The sequence below is a fragment of the Pseudomonas sp. OST1909 genome (genome assembly GCF_015277575.1).
Classification (GTDB): Bacteria; Pseudomonadota; Gammaproteobacteria; order Pseudomonadales; family Pseudomonadaceae; genus Aquipseudomonas; species Aquipseudomonas synxantha_A.
In genome coordinates this window covers 1,940,759-1,955,671 of record NZ_CP063780.1, presented here as the reverse complement: position 1 = coordinate 1,955,671, position 14,913 = coordinate 1,940,759, and the positions used below count along the sequence as shown (strand labels likewise).

At 61.1% G+C, this 14,913-nt stretch carries 13 protein-coding genes; 6 read left to right on the top strand and 7 right to left on the bottom strand.

Annotated elements, in window-relative coordinates; all coding sequences use genetic code 11:
* Positions 1-35: 35 nt before the first annotated feature.
* From IH404_RS08485 to IH404_RS08465, 5 genes are all read left to right on the top strand, one after another.
* Complete coding sequence (locus tag IH404_RS08485; RefSeq protein WP_005785944.1) at positions 36-818, top strand: aldolase; 783 nt, start codon at positions 36-38, stop codon at positions 816-818.
* 30 nt (positions 819-848) lie between these two features.
* Entirely contained in the window at positions 849-1,721 is an 873-nt protein-coding gene (locus tag IH404_RS08480; RefSeq protein WP_005785942.1) for a dihydrodipicolinate synthase family protein, read from the top strand.
* A gap of 137 nt (positions 1,722-1,858) precedes the next feature.
* Positions 1,859-2,398, top strand: a complete 540-nt coding sequence (locus IH404_RS08475) for an RNA polymerase sigma factor (RefSeq protein WP_005785940.1) — start codon at positions 1,859-1,861, stop codon at positions 2,396-2,398.
* A complete protein-coding gene (locus tag IH404_RS08470; protein ID WP_005785938.1) occupies positions 2,395-3,363 on the top strand; it encodes a FecR domain-containing protein in 969 nt (322 codons plus the stop codon). The genes IH404_RS08475 and IH404_RS08470 overlap by 4 nt, the downstream gene beginning before the upstream one ends.
* Before the next feature lie 127 nt (positions 3,364-3,490).
* The gene (locus tag IH404_RS08465) at positions 3,491-6,049 is read left to right on the top strand and encodes a TonB-dependent receptor (protein WP_194440278.1); all 2,559 of its coding nucleotides are present in this window, start codon (positions 3,491-3,493) and stop codon (positions 6,047-6,049) included.
* A 103-nt stretch (positions 6,050-6,152) separates the two neighbouring features.
* Here the strand turns inward: IH404_RS08465 and IH404_RS08460 are convergent, their stop codons facing one another.
* From IH404_RS08460 to IH404_RS08445, 4 genes are all read right to left on the bottom strand, one after another.
* Positions 6,153-7,370, bottom strand: a complete 1,218-nt coding sequence (locus IH404_RS08460; protein WP_005785936.1) for an SAM-dependent methyltransferase — start codon at positions 7,368-7,370, stop codon at positions 6,153-6,155.
* 159 nt (positions 7,371-7,529) lie between these two features.
* Positions 7,530-8,147: a TPM domain-containing protein gene (locus tag IH404_RS08455; RefSeq protein WP_005785935.1), complete on the bottom strand. Its 618-nt coding sequence runs from the start codon at positions 8,145-8,147 to the stop codon at positions 7,530-7,532.
* 31 nt (positions 8,148-8,178) lie between these two features.
* Positions 8,179-8,907, bottom strand: a complete 729-nt coding sequence (locus IH404_RS27970; protein ID WP_032877302.1) for a TPM domain-containing protein — start codon at positions 8,905-8,907, stop codon at positions 8,179-8,181.
* Between the two features lie 18 nt (positions 8,908-8,925).
* Positions 8,926-9,537, bottom strand: coding sequence for a LemA family protein (locus IH404_RS08445; RefSeq protein WP_194440277.1), 612 nt, complete (start codon positions 9,535-9,537; stop codon positions 8,926-8,928).
* 238 nt (positions 9,538-9,775) lie between these two features.
* On the opposite strand from IH404_RS08445, the gene bglX reads away from it, so the two are divergent.
* The gene (bglX, locus tag IH404_RS08440) at positions 9,776-12,067 is read left to right on the top strand and encodes a beta-glucosidase BglX (RefSeq protein ID WP_194440276.1); all 2,292 of its coding nucleotides are present in this window, start codon (positions 9,776-9,778) and stop codon (positions 12,065-12,067) included.
* Positions 12,068-12,212: 145 nt separating this feature from the next.
* Here the strand turns inward: bglX and IH404_RS08435 are convergent, their stop codons facing one another.
* The 3 genes from IH404_RS08435 to IH404_RS08425 form a co-directional block, all read right to left on the bottom strand.
* Positions 12,213-13,370 (bottom strand): phosphatidylserine/phosphatidylglycerophosphate/cardiolipin synthase family protein, encoded by a 1,158-nt coding sequence (locus tag IH404_RS08435; protein WP_194440275.1) that lies wholly within the window; start codon positions 13,368-13,370, stop codon positions 12,213-12,215.
* Between the two features lies 1 nt (position 13,371).
* A complete protein-coding gene (locus IH404_RS08430; protein WP_005785928.1) occupies positions 13,372-13,953 on the bottom strand; it encodes a YceI family protein in 582 nt (193 codons plus the stop codon).
* Between the two features lie 171 nt (positions 13,954-14,124).
* On the bottom strand, positions 14,125-14,883 hold the full coding sequence (locus IH404_RS08425) for a helix-turn-helix domain-containing protein (protein WP_005785926.1): 759 nt from the start codon (positions 14,881-14,883) through the stop codon (positions 14,125-14,127).
* Between the last annotated feature and the right edge of the window lie 30 nt (positions 14,884-14,913).

Genomic DNA, 14,913 nt, shown 5'->3' with positions numbered 1-14,913 from the left:
TCCGACGTCCATTGAACTACCCAAAGGACACCGATATGGCCAAGACATTAGCACTCCCGAAAGACCAACTGGTCAAGCAAGCCCTGAGCCAGATGCAAAACAGCCTGGCAGATAATACGTGGACCGAGCGCCAAAAGCTGGCGCTGACCTGCCGAATTCTGTTCGAACACGGCCACGACTCTGGCCTGGCCGGGCAAATTACCGCACGCGGGCCTGCGCCTGGCACCTACTACACTCAGCAACTGGGCCTGGGTTTTGACGAAATCACCGCCAGCAACCTGCTGCTGGTCAACGAAGACCTGGAAGTGCTCGAAGGTCATGGCATCCCCAACCCGGCCAACCGTTTTCACACCTGGGTGTACCGCGGGCGCCCGGATGTAAACTGCATCATCCATACACACCCCACGCACATTGCCGCGCTGTCGATGCTGGAAGTGCCGTTGCAGGTGTCGCATATGGACCTCTGCCCGCTGTATGAAGATTGCGCGTTCCTGGAGGCCTGGCCCGGCGTGCCGGTGGGCAATGAAGAGGGGGAGATCATCACCACGGCGCTGGGTGACAAGCGCGCCATCCTGCTCTCGCACCACGGCCAGTTGTCCACCGGGGCCAGCATCGAAGAAGCCTGTGTCATCGCGCAGTTGATCGAGCGGGCGGCCAAGTTGCAGTTGCTGGCGATGTCTGCGGGCACCGTCAAGCCGATCCTGCCAGAGCTGGGGCGCGAGGCCCACGACTGGATTTCCAAGCCCAAGCGCCATGGCGCTGCGTTCAATTACTACGCGCGGCAGAATCTGCGTAAACATGCCGATTGCCTGAACTGATCGCCCCCTTTTTTCGACCGGAGTTTTCCCATGTCCAATCCAACTATTCACGGCATCATCGGCTACACCATCACCCCGTTCAGTGCTGATGGCCAGCGTGTTGACTTCGACGCACTCGGGCGTTCTATCGACCGCTTGATCGACAGCGGCATCCACGCTATCGCGCCGCTGGGCAGCACCGGCGAAGGCGCTTACCTGAGCGATGCCGAGTGGGACGAAGTCAGTGCCTACAGCATCGAGAAAGTCGCCAAACGCGTGCCGACCATTGTCAGCGTGTCCGACCTGACCACCGCCAAGGCCGTGCGCCGAGCGCGCTATGCCGAGGCGCACGGTGCCGATGTGGTCATGGTGCTGCCCGCCTCATACTGGAAACTCAGCGAAGCGCAAATCCTCGCCCACTACGCCGCAATCGGCGACAGCATCGGCGTGCCGATCATGCTCTACAACAACCCGGCCACCAGCGGTACCGACATGTCGGTGGAGTTGATCCTGCGCATCCTCAAGCAGGTCGACAACGTGACCATGGTCAAGGAGAGCACGGGCGACATCCAGCGCATGCACCAGTTAAAACTGGAGAGTGACGTGCCGTTCTACAACGGCTGCAACCCGCTGGCCCTGGAAGCCTTCGCGGCCGGTGCCAAAGGCTGGTGCACCGCGGCGCCGAACTTGATCCCCCAACTCAATCTGGACCTGTATCAGGCAGTGCTGGCCAATGACTTGAATAAAGCGCGAGAGCTGTTCTACCGGCAGTTGCCGTTGCTGCAATTCATCCTCAAGGGCGGGTTGCCGACGACGATCAAGGCCGGGTTGCGCTTGACTGGGTTGGAGGTGGGGGATCCAAGGTTGCCGGTGTTCCCGCTGGGTGAGGCGGGGATCGAGCAACTCAAAACACTTCTGAAATAAACTCAGGGCCTGTGTGGGAGGGGGCTTGCTCCCTCCCACAGTTGAATTGAGTACAGCCTTTAAATAGAGACAAATAGCAATAATTCTCGATATCATTCACGACTTTTCCACGCCGTGCTTCGTCAAGAAGGATATCCATGTCTCATCCCAAGCCCGACCCGTCGTCGGCCGATGCCTGTCGCGGGTTTTATGCAGATATTCTGTATTTCCTGCGTAAACGCACGGACAACGCCAGCGACGCGGCGGACATGACTCAGGATGTCTTTACCCAGTGGCTGGGCTACCGCGATCGAGCCAAGGTCGAGCAGCCCCGGGCGTTTCTGTTTCAGATGGCGCGCAATCTGTTGCGCGATCACTGGCGCAAACAGAAGGTACGGCACACCGCCCATTCCGATCACGCCGAAATGGATACCGAGCCGGTCACCGACGAACAGCACGACCCCATGGCCGCCGCCCTTCGCCTGCAACGCCTGGAACAGTTGAAAGAAGTCCTCGCCGAACTCTCGCCCCGCCGGCGAGAAGCCCTTATGCTGCACCGCTTCGAAGGCTTGAGCCAGGCACAGATCGCCGAACGCATGGGCATTTCGACCAGCATGGTAGAAAAGCATATTGCCTTGGCCCTGCTGCATTGCAAGCGACGCCTTCAATCCGACCCCGGCACGGAGCAGCCAGAATGAACCGCCCGAGCGACATCGACGCCCTGGACAGCCAAACGAGCGACTCCATCGACGCCCAGGCCGCCAGTTGGTTTGCGCGCAACCGCAACGCTGCCAGCCGTGCCGACCGCAAAGCCTTTGCCGCCTGGCAGGCGGTGCCAGCCCATGCGCGTGCCTATGCCGAATTCGAACAGCTGTGGGCCGACCTGGCCCAGTTGCAACAACTGAACAAACCGCTGCCGCTGGCAAAACGCAAACGCCCCCTCTGGCGCCCTGCCCTTGCGGTGGCCGCTGCCGTGCTGTGCGCCGTGCTGGCGACCCACATCGGCGCGCCCCGCGAGCTGTATCACACCCAGGTCGCCGCTCATGCCAAAGGTATGCGTACCTTGAACCTGCCCGATGGCAGCACTTTGTACGTGAATGCCAACACCCGCATCCGCGTGGACTTCAGCGCCCATCAACGTGTCGTGCATCTGGACAAAGGCCAGCTGTATATCGAAGTGGCGGCCGACAAGGAGCGGCCACTCTACGTGCAAGCCGGCGAGTCGATCATACGGGTGGTGGGCACTGGTTTTGACGTGCGCCGCGGCCAGCAGCAACTGGTGGTGAGCGTTGCCCATGGCCAGGTGGCGTTCGAGCCGGACAGCAAAAGCCCCACCACCCTGCTCGGCGCCCGGCAACGTGCCGCTTACAGCTACGCCAAAGGCACCCTGCAACAACAAACCCTCAGCGCTGAAGAAGTGGCCGATTGGCGCAGCGGGCATTTATCGTTTCGCAATCGCGAACTGGCCAGCCTGATCGACGAGCTGAGCCTGTACCGTCCCCAGGCGCCGTTGCAGGTCAGCAAGGCCGTGGCGCAACTCAAGGTGTCGGGGAACCTGGATGTGAATGACCCCGATGCCCTGCTCAACGCCTTGCCCGCCCTGTTGCCGGTAAAAACCGTGGTCTTGGCCGATGGCAGTGTGAAAATCGAGCCGAGCAAATAGCCTGCATACCGCCCACATGAGAATATTTTGCATTCGCATGTGTGGTTTTTTTGGCCTGCCCCGTCTTCCTCCTGTCCGTGTTTGATACGCACACCTTTTTGGCTATTTAGCCGCTCCGGGGGATTTCATGTTTCGCGCGCCTTGCCACGCTTCGCACCTGTTTCTTCGACCCACGCTCATGGCCACGTGCCTGGCCTTCAGCCTCAATGCCCAGGCCGAGTCGTTCACCCTGCACCTGCCGGCCCAGTCACTGGCCACGTCCCTGAGCCAGGTGGCACAGCAGGCGAAAATCCAGCTGCTGTTCGATGAAAGCCTGCTCAAAAACCTGAAAGCGCCGGCGCTTGACGGTGACTACACCGCAGAAGTAGCGATTCGCTCCCTGCTGAAAAACGGCGAGTTCACCCTGATCAAGGTCGGCAGCACCTACGTAGTGCGCCCCGATGAGGGCAAGGCCACCAGCAGCGCCGCGATCCAGCTGGACACGCTGAGCGTGATCGGCACCGGCAACGAAGTGAACGCCGGCACCGTCAACCGCTCCACCCTGACCCAGGCCGATATCGACCGCTACCAGTCCAATAACATTCCCAGCCTGTTGCAGACCCTGCCCGGCGTCAGCCAGGGCGGTTCGCTCAAACCTGGCGGGCAGACCATCAACATTCGTGGTTTCGGCGATGCCGAAGACGTGCCGTTGACCGTGGACGGCGCCACCAAGACCGGCTTTGAGCGCTACCAGCAAGGCACGGTGTTTATCGAACCCGAGCTGATCAAGCGCATCGAAGTGGAGAAAGGCCCCAACTCGCCGTTCACCGGCAATGGCGGCTTCGGCGGCACCGTCAACATGATCACCAAGGACGCCCCGGACCTGCTCCAGGACGGTCGCAACAGCGGCGCGATGCTCAAATACGGCTACTCCAGCAATGACCATGAACAGGTCTACAGCGGTGCCGTGTATGGCCGCACCGACGATGGCCGTTTCGACGCCCTGGCCTATCTGACCCAACGCGACGGCGGAGATATGAAGGTGGCCGCCAAGTTGCCCAACGACAACAACGAGTACCCGATCAACCCCCAGCGCTTGCCCAACAGCGCGCAGGATGTGGACGGCAAGTTGTTCAAGGTCAACGCGTACTTCACCGATGAGCAGAGTGTCGGCCTGTCGTACTCGCGTTCTCACAGCAACCGCTGGACGCCGTTTTCCGCCGCGAGCTACCCAACGCCGCCCACCCAGTTCAACATCGACCGCTACGGCTACGAAGGGGCCTTGAAGCGTTTCCTCGCGCACCGCGATACGGTCGATACCACCTGGTCGGGCAAGTATCACTACCAGCCGCTGGATAACCCGCTGGTGGACCTCACTGTCAAATACTCCCAGTCCAATACCGAACAGACCGACGAGCGTGACGCCACCGCGTTTTTCCAACTGGCTACCGGCGGGCGCAAGATGGACACCGCCTACACCGACAAAAACCTCGACATCCGCAACGTCAGCTTGTTCGACACCGGGCCCTTGCAGCACGCGGTGACCGTCGGCGGGCAGATCCGCAAGCACATCCGCGAAACCGAAATGTGGATGCCCGGCACCACCTACAACACGCCGCGCTACAACTATGGGCACTTCCAGCCGGGCTTCATGCCCCACGGCAAGGTCGATACCAACAGCTTCTTTATCCAGGACGCGGTAACCCTCGGCGACGTGACCATCACCCCGTCGCTGCGCTATGACCATGTGCGCAACCGTGGCGAAGGCAACGATGCGCCCTACTACAACAACCCCGACCCCGCGGTTGGCCACGATTACAGCGACCGCACCTACACCGGCTGGTCGCCACGCCTGGCGCTGTTCTGGACCGTGACGCCGAATGTGGGGTTGTTCGCCAACTGGAGCCAGACCTGGCGCGCCCCGGTGATCGACGAACAATATGAAGTACAGGGTCTGGGCAGCCGCACCGCGACCAGCGTGGACCTGGACCCGGAGCGCATCACCTCGATCACCCTGGGCAACATCACCAACTTCGACAACCTGTTGGCCCAGGACGATAACCTGCAACTGCGCACTACCCTGTTCCACAACAAGGTCGAAGACGAAATCTTCAAGGCCACCGGCGTGGGCTGCCAGAACCAGGCCATCAACGGCGGCAGCATCTCCTCAGCGTGCCCACCGGGGCCGATGTCCAACTATCGCAATATCGGTGGCATGACCATCAAGGGCGTCGAACTCGAATCGATCTATAACTCCACCTACCTGTTTGGTTCGGTATCGTTTGCCTATGCCAAGGGCCAGCATCAGGGCGCCTATACCAACCCCTGGGGCCCGGATGTGGCGGCACGGGATATCCCACCGACCAAATGGGTGCTGGTACTGGGCACCAACATCCCGGCCTGGGATGCCCAGGTGGGCTGGATGGGTCAATTCATCGGCGCTACCGACCGCTTGCCCAGCGACAAATACTCCGGTGGCCCGGGCTCCGGCGTGGGCGACCGGTTCTTCGACCAGTACGGCAACAAGCGTTACAACACCCAGGGCCTGTTCGCCAAATGGAAACCGCAGCAGGCTTACCTCAAAGGCACCGAGGTGAACTTCACCGTGGACAACCTGTTCAACGAAAACTTCCGCCCGGCGTTGAGCGGCGACCGCGCCTACACCAAGGGGCGCGATGCGAAGATCAGCGTGACGCGATTCTTCTGACCACACACGCATTCCAAATGTGGGAGCAGGCTTGCCTGCGATAGCCGTGGTACAGCCACCATCGTCATCGCAGGCAAGCCAGCGCCCACAGGGAACGCTCACTTCAGGCCAGGTAGCCATCCCCGCGCAACAGGGTTTCCAGGCAGTGCTCAGTGATGTGGTAGAACGCCTTGAGCTCCTGGATTTTCACCAGCAACTGCGCGTTGTCCAAAGGCTGCGCACGCTTGACCGCAAGAATCATCTTGTTCTTGTTGGTGTGCTCCAACGAGATGAACTCGAACACCTTGGTCTCATAGCCACAGGCTTCCAGGAACAACGCACGCAAGCTGTCGGTGACCATTTCTGCCTGCTGGCCCAGGTGCAGGCCGTATTGCAGCATCGGCTTGAGCAGCGCCGGGCTCTGGATCTGCAGGCGGATCTGCTTGTGGCAGCATGGCGAGCACATGATGATCGACGCGCCGGAGCGGATGCCGGTATGGATCGCGTAATCGGTGGCGATGTCGCAGGCATGCAGGGCGATCATCACGTCCAGCTCGCTCGGCGCCACACTGCGTACGTCCCCGCACTTGAACACCAGCCCCGGGTGCTCCAGGCGCGCGGCAGCACTGTTGCACAGGGTGACCATGTCTTGGCGCAATTCAACACCGGTAACCTCGCCCTCGGCCTTGAGGGTGTTGCGCAGGTAATCGTGAATGGCGAAGGTCAGGTAGCCCTTGCCAGAGCCGAAATCGGCAACGCGCACCGGTTGGTCGAGTTTCAACGGCGACGACGTCAGCGCATGGCTGAACACTTCGATGAACTTGTTGATCTGCTTCCACTTGCGCGACATCGAGGGAATCAACGCCTGCCTGGCATCGGTCACCCCCAGATCGGCGAGAAACGGCCGGCTCAGGTCAAGGTAGCGGTTCTTCTCACGGTTATGCTCGGCTGACGGTGCTTCGCGCAGTTGTTGCGGCTGGCTTTTGAACAGCGAGCTTTTGTTCTTCTTGCTGTATTCCAGCTGGGCTTCGTCAGTCAGCGACAGCAAGTGCGCGTTCTTGAATGACGCAGGCAACAGCTCGGCAATCGCCGCCACGCCGTCAGCCAAGGGGAAATTCTTGGTGATGTCGCGGGTCTTGTAGCGGTACACGAAGGACAGGCACGGCTGGTCTTTGACGGTGACCGGCTTGATGATCAGCCGTTGCAGCTCGGCTTCCTCACCGACGTACTTGGCCAGCACCAGCTTGATAAAGGCGTTTTGCGCAAGGCTTGCGCTCAGCAATTGGATGAACTGGGCGTGATGATCTGGCGCAGGGTTGGCGGGTTGAGCGGTGACGGACATGAACAAAAACGCCTCGGGCAAAGAATGCCGGGCATTTTAGGGGGGATAGGGGTTCAGGGCACGGGGTTATTTGACCAATGGTCAGTTCCAGCAGCCACAGTAGATCCAAATGTGGGAGGGGACTTGCCCCCTCCCACATTTGGAACTGAGTTGGCCGGGTTATTCGAGTACCACCAGGCGATTGGGCAGCTCATTGCGCGTTTGCGTCACCGGCACATGCACCTTGAGCAACTCGCCGCACGCCTCGATGCACGCAATGAACCCGGCCAGCGTCTGCCCCTGTTTCACCTGCTGGGTGAACGTCTTGACGATGGCGTCCCAACTGCTGTCATCCAGGCGTTTGGAAATGCCGTCATCGACGAGGATCTCCACGTAGCGTTCCGCCTCGCTGACAAATATCAGCACGCCAGTGCTGCCCAGCGTGTGGTGCAGGTTCTGCTCCAGAAACTGCCGACGCGCCAGGTTCGAGGCGCGCCAGTGGCGTACGGAGCGGGGAATCAGGCGGGTGGTGACCTTGGGCAAGCGAAACACCAGGCACAACACAATAAACGTCGCCCATTGCGCCAACAGCAAGGTGTACATGGTCAGGTAGCCCGACAAATAATGCACCACGCCCGGTACCACCAACGCGATCAGGCTGGCCCACAGCAACGGGATGTAGGCGTAGTCGTCGGCACGCGCCGCCAGCACGGTCACCAGTTCTGCGTCGGTGTTTTTTTCGACCCGGGCAATTGCTTCGGCGACTTGGCGCTGCTCATGTTCAGTCAGTAATGCCATGGTTGTAGATGCTCTTTTCTCGTTATTGTCATTACCAGCCGCCCGAAGCCCCGCCACCGCCGAAGCCACCACCGCCGCCACGGAAACCACCGCCACCGCCGCCCCCACCACCGCCGCGGCCGCTGCTGCTGAGAATGGCCAGCAGGATAGCGCCTACCGGCAAGCCCATGCGATTGCACAGCCACAACACGCCGATCAGCAGGATAAACAGGCCGATGGAAAACCCGGGGTTATCCTTGGCGAAATTCGCATCCGCCACATGGGCGGGCACCGCCAGGGGTTCACCGCCCACCACCTGGATCATCGCCGCCACGCCGTCGCTGATGCCCTGGCTGAAATTGCCGGTCTTGAACTTGGGCAGGATCACCTGGTTGATGATCACCCAGGACTGCGCATCCGTCAGCACGCCTTCCAGGCCGTAACCGACTTCGATGCGCAATTGGCGCTCATCACGGGCAACGATCAACAGCGCGCCGTTGTCCTTGCCCTTCTGGCCGATGCCCCATGCGCGCCCCAATTGATAACCGTAGTCTTCAATCGGGACGCCCTGCAGGTCGGGCACGGTGACCACCACAAGCTGGTCACCGGAGGTCTGCTCCAGCGCCTGCAGCTGTTGAGTGAGCTGCTGGCGCGTTGCCGGGTCGATCATCTGGGCGTTGTCCACCACCCGCCCGGTCAATGCCGGGAAGGTCAGGGCCGCCTGGGCCATGCCCATGCAAGCCAGTAGCCAGAACGCCAGGCCTATCCGTAATAAACGCATCGACACCTCAAGGCAGCGTTATTTGAATTTCACCTGCGGCGCCTTGTCGGCATCGGCGCTGGTGGCTTCAAACGTGGCGCGGATCGGCAAGTCGCTGTACATCACGCTATGCCACAGACGGCCCGGGAAAGTACGGATTTCGGTGTTGTACGCCTGCACGGTCTGGATGAAATCACGACGGGCCACGGCGATACGGTTCTCGGTGCCTTCAAGCTGGGATTGCAAGGCCAGGAAATTCTGGTTGGCCTTGAGGTCCGGGTAACGCTCGGACACCACCATCAAACGGCTGAGTGCGCCGCTCAAGCCATCCTGAGCTTGCTGGAACTGCTTGAGTTTTTCCGGGTTGTCGAGGGTGCTGGCGTCCACCTGGATCGAGGTGGCCTTGGCCCGCGCTTCGATCACGGCGGTGAGGGTCTCCTGTTCGTGGGCGGCATAGGCCTTCACCGTTTCCACCAGGTTGGGGATCAGGTCGGCACGGCGTTGATACTGGTTCTGCACCTGGCCCCAGGCCGCCTTGGCCTGTTCGTCCAGGGTCGGGATGTTGTTGATGCCGCAACCGCTCAGCACGCTGCTGATCAATAGCAAAGCCGCGACCTTGAAGCCCCAACGGTAAGTCTGTGCTGCTTGCATGGTGTTTCTCCTGCCCAATCTTGATGGAATTTGACGACTAACCCTATAAACCACGCGCTTGGGGCATAATCCGCCACCACTGGAATGCATCGAGCCAATCAGCTACAAAGATGCCCAGCGCGAAAAAGAGTTCAGAGTGTGCTGCATTTATCTGAACAACACCCGAACAACAATAGACGCTCCCCACATTTTGGCCGACCAGCGTAACCGCTGTGCAGTGAGCCGAAAAAGGATATTCATGAAGAAGCTGTGTTTGCTCGGCCTTGTTGCCACGCTGGCCACCCACCCCGTCTGGGCAGAAACAAAGCCTGCTGCGCTTAAAGACAAGGACGCCTTCGTCAGCGACCTGCTCAAGCAAATGACCCTGGACGAAAAGATCGGCCAATTGCGCTTGATCAGCATCGGCCCGGAAATGCCCCGCGAGATGATCCGCAAGGAAATCGCCGCCGGCCGCATCGGTGGCACCTTCAACTCCATCACCCGCCCGGAAAACCGTCCGATGCAGGACGCAGCCATGCGCAGTCGCTTGAAGATCCCGATGTTCTTCGCCTATGACGTGATCCACGGCCACCGCACCATTTTCCCGATCAGCCTGGCCCTGGCCTCCAGCTGGGACATGGACGCCATCGGCCGCTCCGGGCGTATCGCCGCCGAGGAAGCCGCTGCCGACAGCCTCGACATCACCTTCGCGCCGATGGTCGATATCTCGCGCGACCCGCGCTGGGGCCGTACCTCCGAAGGTTTCGGCGAAGACACCTACCTGGTCTCGCGGATTGCCGAAGTCATGGTCAAGGCGTTCCAGGGCGCAAGCCCGGCGAATGCCGACAGCCTGATGGCCAGCGTCAAGCACTTCGCCCTGTATGGCGCGGTGGAAGGCGGGCGCGACTACAACGTGGTCGACATGAGCCCGGTCAAGATGTACCAGGACTACCTGCCGCCCTACCACGCGGCGATCAAGGCCGGTTCCGGCGGCGTGATGGTCGCGTTGAACTCGATCAACGGCGTGCCCGCCACCGCCAACACCTGGCTGATGAACGACCTGCTGCGCAAGGACTGGGGCTTCAAGGGCCTGACCGTCAGCGACCACGGCGCGATCTTCGAGCTGATCAAGCACGGCGTGGCCAAGGACGGGCGCGAAGCCGCCAAGCTGGCGATCAAGGCCGGCATCGACATGAGCATGAACGACTCGCTGTACGGCAAGGAATTGCCCGGGCTGCTCAAGTCCGGCGAGATCGAACAGAGCGACATCGACAATGCCGTGCGCGAAGTGCTCGGCGCCAAGTACGACATGGGCCTGTTCAAGGACCCGTACCTGCGCATCGGCAAGGCCGAGGATGACCCGGTCGACACCTACGCCGACAGCCGCCTGCACCGCGCCGAGGCCCGCGACATTGCGCGCCGCAGCCTGGTGTTGCTGAAGAACCACAACGACACCCTGCCGCTGAAAAAATCCGCGACCATCGCTCTGGTCGGCCCGCTGGCCAAGGCGCCGATCGACATGATGGGCAGTTGGGCGGCTGCCGGCCGACCTGCGCAATCGGTAACCCTGCTCGACGGCATGAACGCCGTGATCGGCGAAAAGGGCAAAGTGATCTATGCCCGCGGTGCCAACATCACCGGCGACAAAGCGGTGCTCGACTACCTCAACTTCCTCAACTTCGATGCTCCGGAAGTGGTGGATGACACACGCCCTGCCCAGGTATTGATCGACGAAGCGGTGAAAGCGGCGAAGAACGCCGACGTCATCGTCGCGGCCGTGGGCGAATCCCGTGGCATGTCCCACGAGTCGTCGAGCCGTACCGACTTGAACATCCCGCAAAGCCAGCGCGACCTGATCAAGGCCCTGAAAGCTACCGGCAAACCGTTGGTTTTGGTGCTGATGAACGGCCGTCCGCTGTCGATTCTCGAAGAGAACCAACAGGCTGACGCGATCCTGGAAACCTGGTTCGCAGGTACCGAAGGCGGCAACGCCATCGCCGACGTGCTGTTCGGGGACTACAACCCGTCAGGCAAGCTGCCGATCACCTTCCCGCGTTCGGTAGGGCAGATCCCGACCTACTACAACCACCTGACCATTGGCCGGCCGTTCACCCCAGGCAAGCCGGGCAACTACACCTCGCAGTACTTCGATGACACCACAGGTCCCCTGTTTCCCTTTGGCTATGGCCTGAGCTACACCACGTTCAGCCTGGCGGACATGGCGTTGTCGTCCACCACCCTGAACAAGACCGGCAAGCTCGACGCCAGCGTCACCGTGAAGAACACCGGCAAGGTCGACGGCGAAACCGTGGTGCAGTTGTATATCCAGGATGTGGCCGGCTCGATGATCCGCCCGATCAAGGAGCTGAAGAACTTCCAGAAGGTCATGCTCAAGGCCGGCGAAGCGCGCACGCTGCACTTCACCATCACCGAGGACGACTTGAAGTTCTACAACGCCCAGCTCAAGTTCGCGGCGGAACCGGGGGAGTTCAATGTGCAGATCGGGCTGGATTCCCAGGATGTGCAGCAGCAGACCTTCGAGCTGCTCTGAGCTGAAGCTGTAAACACGGTCAGTGTGGGCGCTGGCTTTTGTGGGGAGCTGGCTTGCCTGCGATACAGGCACCTCGGTTTGTCAGGTGTACCGAGGTGATGCTATCGCAGGCAAGCCAGCTCCCACATTTGATTGAGTGATGCGACTAGCCGCGCCGATCCAGCAGGTTCACCACCAACCGATCAATCCACCCCCACACCCGCTGCTTCACCCGCTTCCACAACGGCCGCGCCTTCCATGCCTCCAGGCTCACCACCTGGCTTTGGGCAAAATCCGCTTCGAAACTGCCCACCACCGCCGCCGTCAATCCCGGGTCCAACGCTTCGAGGTTGGCTTCCAGGTTGAAGCGCAAATTCCAGTGGTCGAAATTGCACGAGCCAATGCTGACCCAATCGTCCACCAGCACCATCTTCAGGTGCAAAAAGCACGGCTGGTATTCAAAGATCTGCACGCCTGCACGCAGCAGACGCGGGTAATAACGATGGCCGGCGTAGCGTACTGACGGGTGATCGGTACGGGGCCCGGTGAGCAGCAAACGCACATCCACCCCGCGCCCTGCCGCCCGGCGCAAGGCACGACGCACGCTCCAGGTCGGTAGAAAATAGGGAGTCGCCAGCCAGATACGCCCTTTGCTGCTGTTCAAGGCGCGAGTCAACGACTGCAGGATATCGCGGTGCTGACGAGCGTCGGCGTACGCCACGCGACCAAGCCCGGGGCCCGTCGCTGGCACTTTCGGCAAGCGCGACAAACCGAAATGGGTCGCCGGTTTCCATTCACGGCGCGCGGCGTTAGCGTGCCATTGCCGGTCGAACAGGGCCTGCCAGTCCAGTACCAGCGGGCCGCTGATCTGCACCATCACTTCATGCCAATCGGCGCTGTCTTGCCCCGGCGTCCAGAACTCATCGGTGACGCCCGTACCACCGACCACGGCAACGCGCTGGTCGATCAGCAGCAGCTTGCGGTGGTCGCGATACAGGTTGCGCATCCAGCGCCGCCAATTCAGGCGATTGTAAAAGCGCAGCTCCACGCCGGCGTCGGTCAAGCGCTTGCGCAGCCCGAGGGTAAACGCCAGGCTGCCGTAATCATCGAACAAGCAGCGCACCTGTACCCCACGTTCGGCGGCCAGCACCAGCGCCTGCACCATCGCGTCGGCACAGGCGCCGGCTTCGACCAGATACAGTTCAAGATCCACCTGCTGCTCGGCCCGGGCGATGCCCACCAGCATCTGCGGGAAGAAACTCGGCCCGTCGATCAGCAGTTCGAATTGATTGGCGCTGCGCCACGGGAACACTGCGCCACTCATGTCAGCGCGCCGTGAAGATCAGTACCGCACCCACCGGCACCGACAAACTGATCGACTTGAGCCCCGCCGCCTTGCGCAACGCCGCCACACCCGGCGCCAGATCGAAGTCCTCGGCGTGCAACACCACAGGCTCCAGGGTCACCACCTGGAAACGTCGCTCATCCAGGCGCGTGGCAAGCAATTCGGCACTGTAGGTCTGGGTCTTGCCGTGCAGGGTGACGCTCAGCGGCAGGCGCAACTCCAACTGCGCGCCGGACGCCAGGTCGTTGATGGGTTGCAGATTGATCTGTGCGCTGATCAACGCGTCGGGAAAGGCCTTGATCTGGAACAGCTCTTTGCGCATGCGCTCATCGCGCAGCGGGATGCCGCTGTTGATCGACTCCATCTCCACTTGCAACTGCGCCGCGCCCTTGGCATCGACTTTGCCGTGCAGCACCAGGAAGCGGTGGACTTCAGCAATCTCGGTGTTTTTGGTGGTGACGAAAGACAGGCGCGAGGATTCGTTATCCAGGTACCAATCGGCGTGGGCAGGCACGGCGGCACAAGTCAGCAGCGCGAAGACCAGAGGTTTGACATTGAACATAAAGACTCATGGGGCAAAAAACCTGGGCGAACATTAAGCGCAATCTCACGAACGGCGCAAATCCAATGTGGGAGCTGGCTTGCCTGCGATGGCGGTGTGCCAGGCGAGAAATGGTTGACTGATACATCGCCATCGCAGGCAAGCCAGCTCCCACAGGGTTTTGCGGTGTTTTTAATCCAGCGTTCGCTGAACTTCGCACACCGCCTGTTCGAGGCTGGCCATATGCAGGTTCAATACCCGCTCCACCGGCGCCTGATGCATGGGCCAATGCAACGCCATGCTCCCCACCAACCGACCATTGGCGCGCACCGGCAACGCCACCGCCCGAATCAGGAACGGCAAACGCACCGGGTATTCCCAATAGCCCTCGGTACGCTGGCCGAACCCCTGGTGCTGGGTTTGCTCGCAAGCATGGCTTTGCTCATCGGCGGCCACACGATCGCGACACGCCAGCCGTTGCACTTCATCAAGGGGCAACTGCGTCAGGCATGCCTTGCCCATCGCCGAGTGAAACAGGCTGGCGTACTGACCGACGATCTGGCAGTTGTTCGGGTAAAGCTTGCGCAACACGCCGGGAATCGCGCTTTCCATGACTTCCAGGCGCTCGCCGTCGAAACACGACAAGTCCACCACCAACCCCGTGCGCTCGCTGAGCTCCAATAACCAGGGCGCCGCGCTTTCCACCACCTGGCGCTTGAAACGTTGCTGGGTATCGCCGAACAAACGCCGAGCGCGCAGGCGGTAACGCCGATCGCTCAGGCCGCGGTAGACCCAGCCCTGATCCTGCAAGGTCAGTAACATGCGCGACACCGTGGCCTTGGGCAGCCGCGTAAGGTAGTGCAGTTCTTCCAGCCCCAGGGCCTGGTGCTCGCCCAGCAATTCGACGATTGCCAGTGCGCGCTCAACCGAGCGTACCGTGCCTGTCTCCATGTTCGATCTCCCTGTTGCCGGTGGATGATC

What these genes read in the sequence shown, in the direction of transcription:
- IH404_RS08470 (WP_005785938.1), top strand. Translation starts at nt 2,395, where the DNA reads ATGAACCGCCCGAGCGACATCGACGCCCTGGACAGCCAAACGAGCGAC.
- IH404_RS08480 (WP_005785942.1), top strand. Translation starts at nt 849, where the DNA reads ATGTCCAATCCAACTATTCACGGCATCATCGGCTACACCATCACCCCG.
- IH404_RS08445 (WP_194440277.1), bottom strand. Translation starts at nt 9,537, where the DNA reads ATGCAAGCAGCACAGACTTACCGTTGGGGCTTCAAGGTCGCGGCTTTG.
- IH404_RS08435 (WP_194440275.1), bottom strand. Translation starts at nt 13,370, where the DNA reads ATGAGTGGCGCAGTGTTCCCGTGGCGCAGCGCCAATCAATTCGAACTG.
- IH404_RS08485 (WP_005785944.1), top strand. Translation starts at nt 36, where the DNA reads ATGGCCAAGACATTAGCACTCCCGAAAGACCAACTGGTCAAGCAAGCC.
- IH404_RS08430 (WP_005785928.1), bottom strand. Translation starts at nt 13,953, where the DNA reads ATGTTCAATGTCAAACCTCTGGTCTTCGCGCTGCTGACTTGTGCCGCC.
- IH404_RS08455 (WP_005785935.1), bottom strand. Translation starts at nt 8,147, where the DNA reads ATGGCATTACTGACTGAACATGAGCAGCGCCAAGTCGCCGAAGCAATT.
- IH404_RS08465 (WP_194440278.1), top strand. Translation starts at nt 3,491, where the DNA reads ATGTTTCGCGCGCCTTGCCACGCTTCGCACCTGTTTCTTCGACCCACG.
- IH404_RS08460 (WP_005785936.1), bottom strand. Translation starts at nt 7,370, where the DNA reads ATGTCCGTCACCGCTCAACCCGCCAACCCTGCGCCAGATCATCACGCC.
- IH404_RS08475 (WP_005785940.1), top strand. Translation starts at nt 1,859, where the DNA reads ATGTCTCATCCCAAGCCCGACCCGTCGTCGGCCGATGCCTGTCGCGGG.
- IH404_RS27970 (WP_032877302.1), bottom strand. Translation starts at nt 8,907, where the DNA reads ATGCGTTTATTACGGATAGGCCTGGCGTTCTGGCTACTGGCTTGCATG.
- bglX (WP_194440276.1), top strand. Translation starts at nt 9,776, where the DNA reads ATGAAGAAGCTGTGTTTGCTCGGCCTTGTTGCCACGCTGGCCACCCAC.
- IH404_RS08425 (WP_005785926.1), bottom strand. Translation starts at nt 14,883, where the DNA reads ATGGAGACAGGCACGGTACGCTCGGTTGAGCGCGCACTGGCAATCGTC.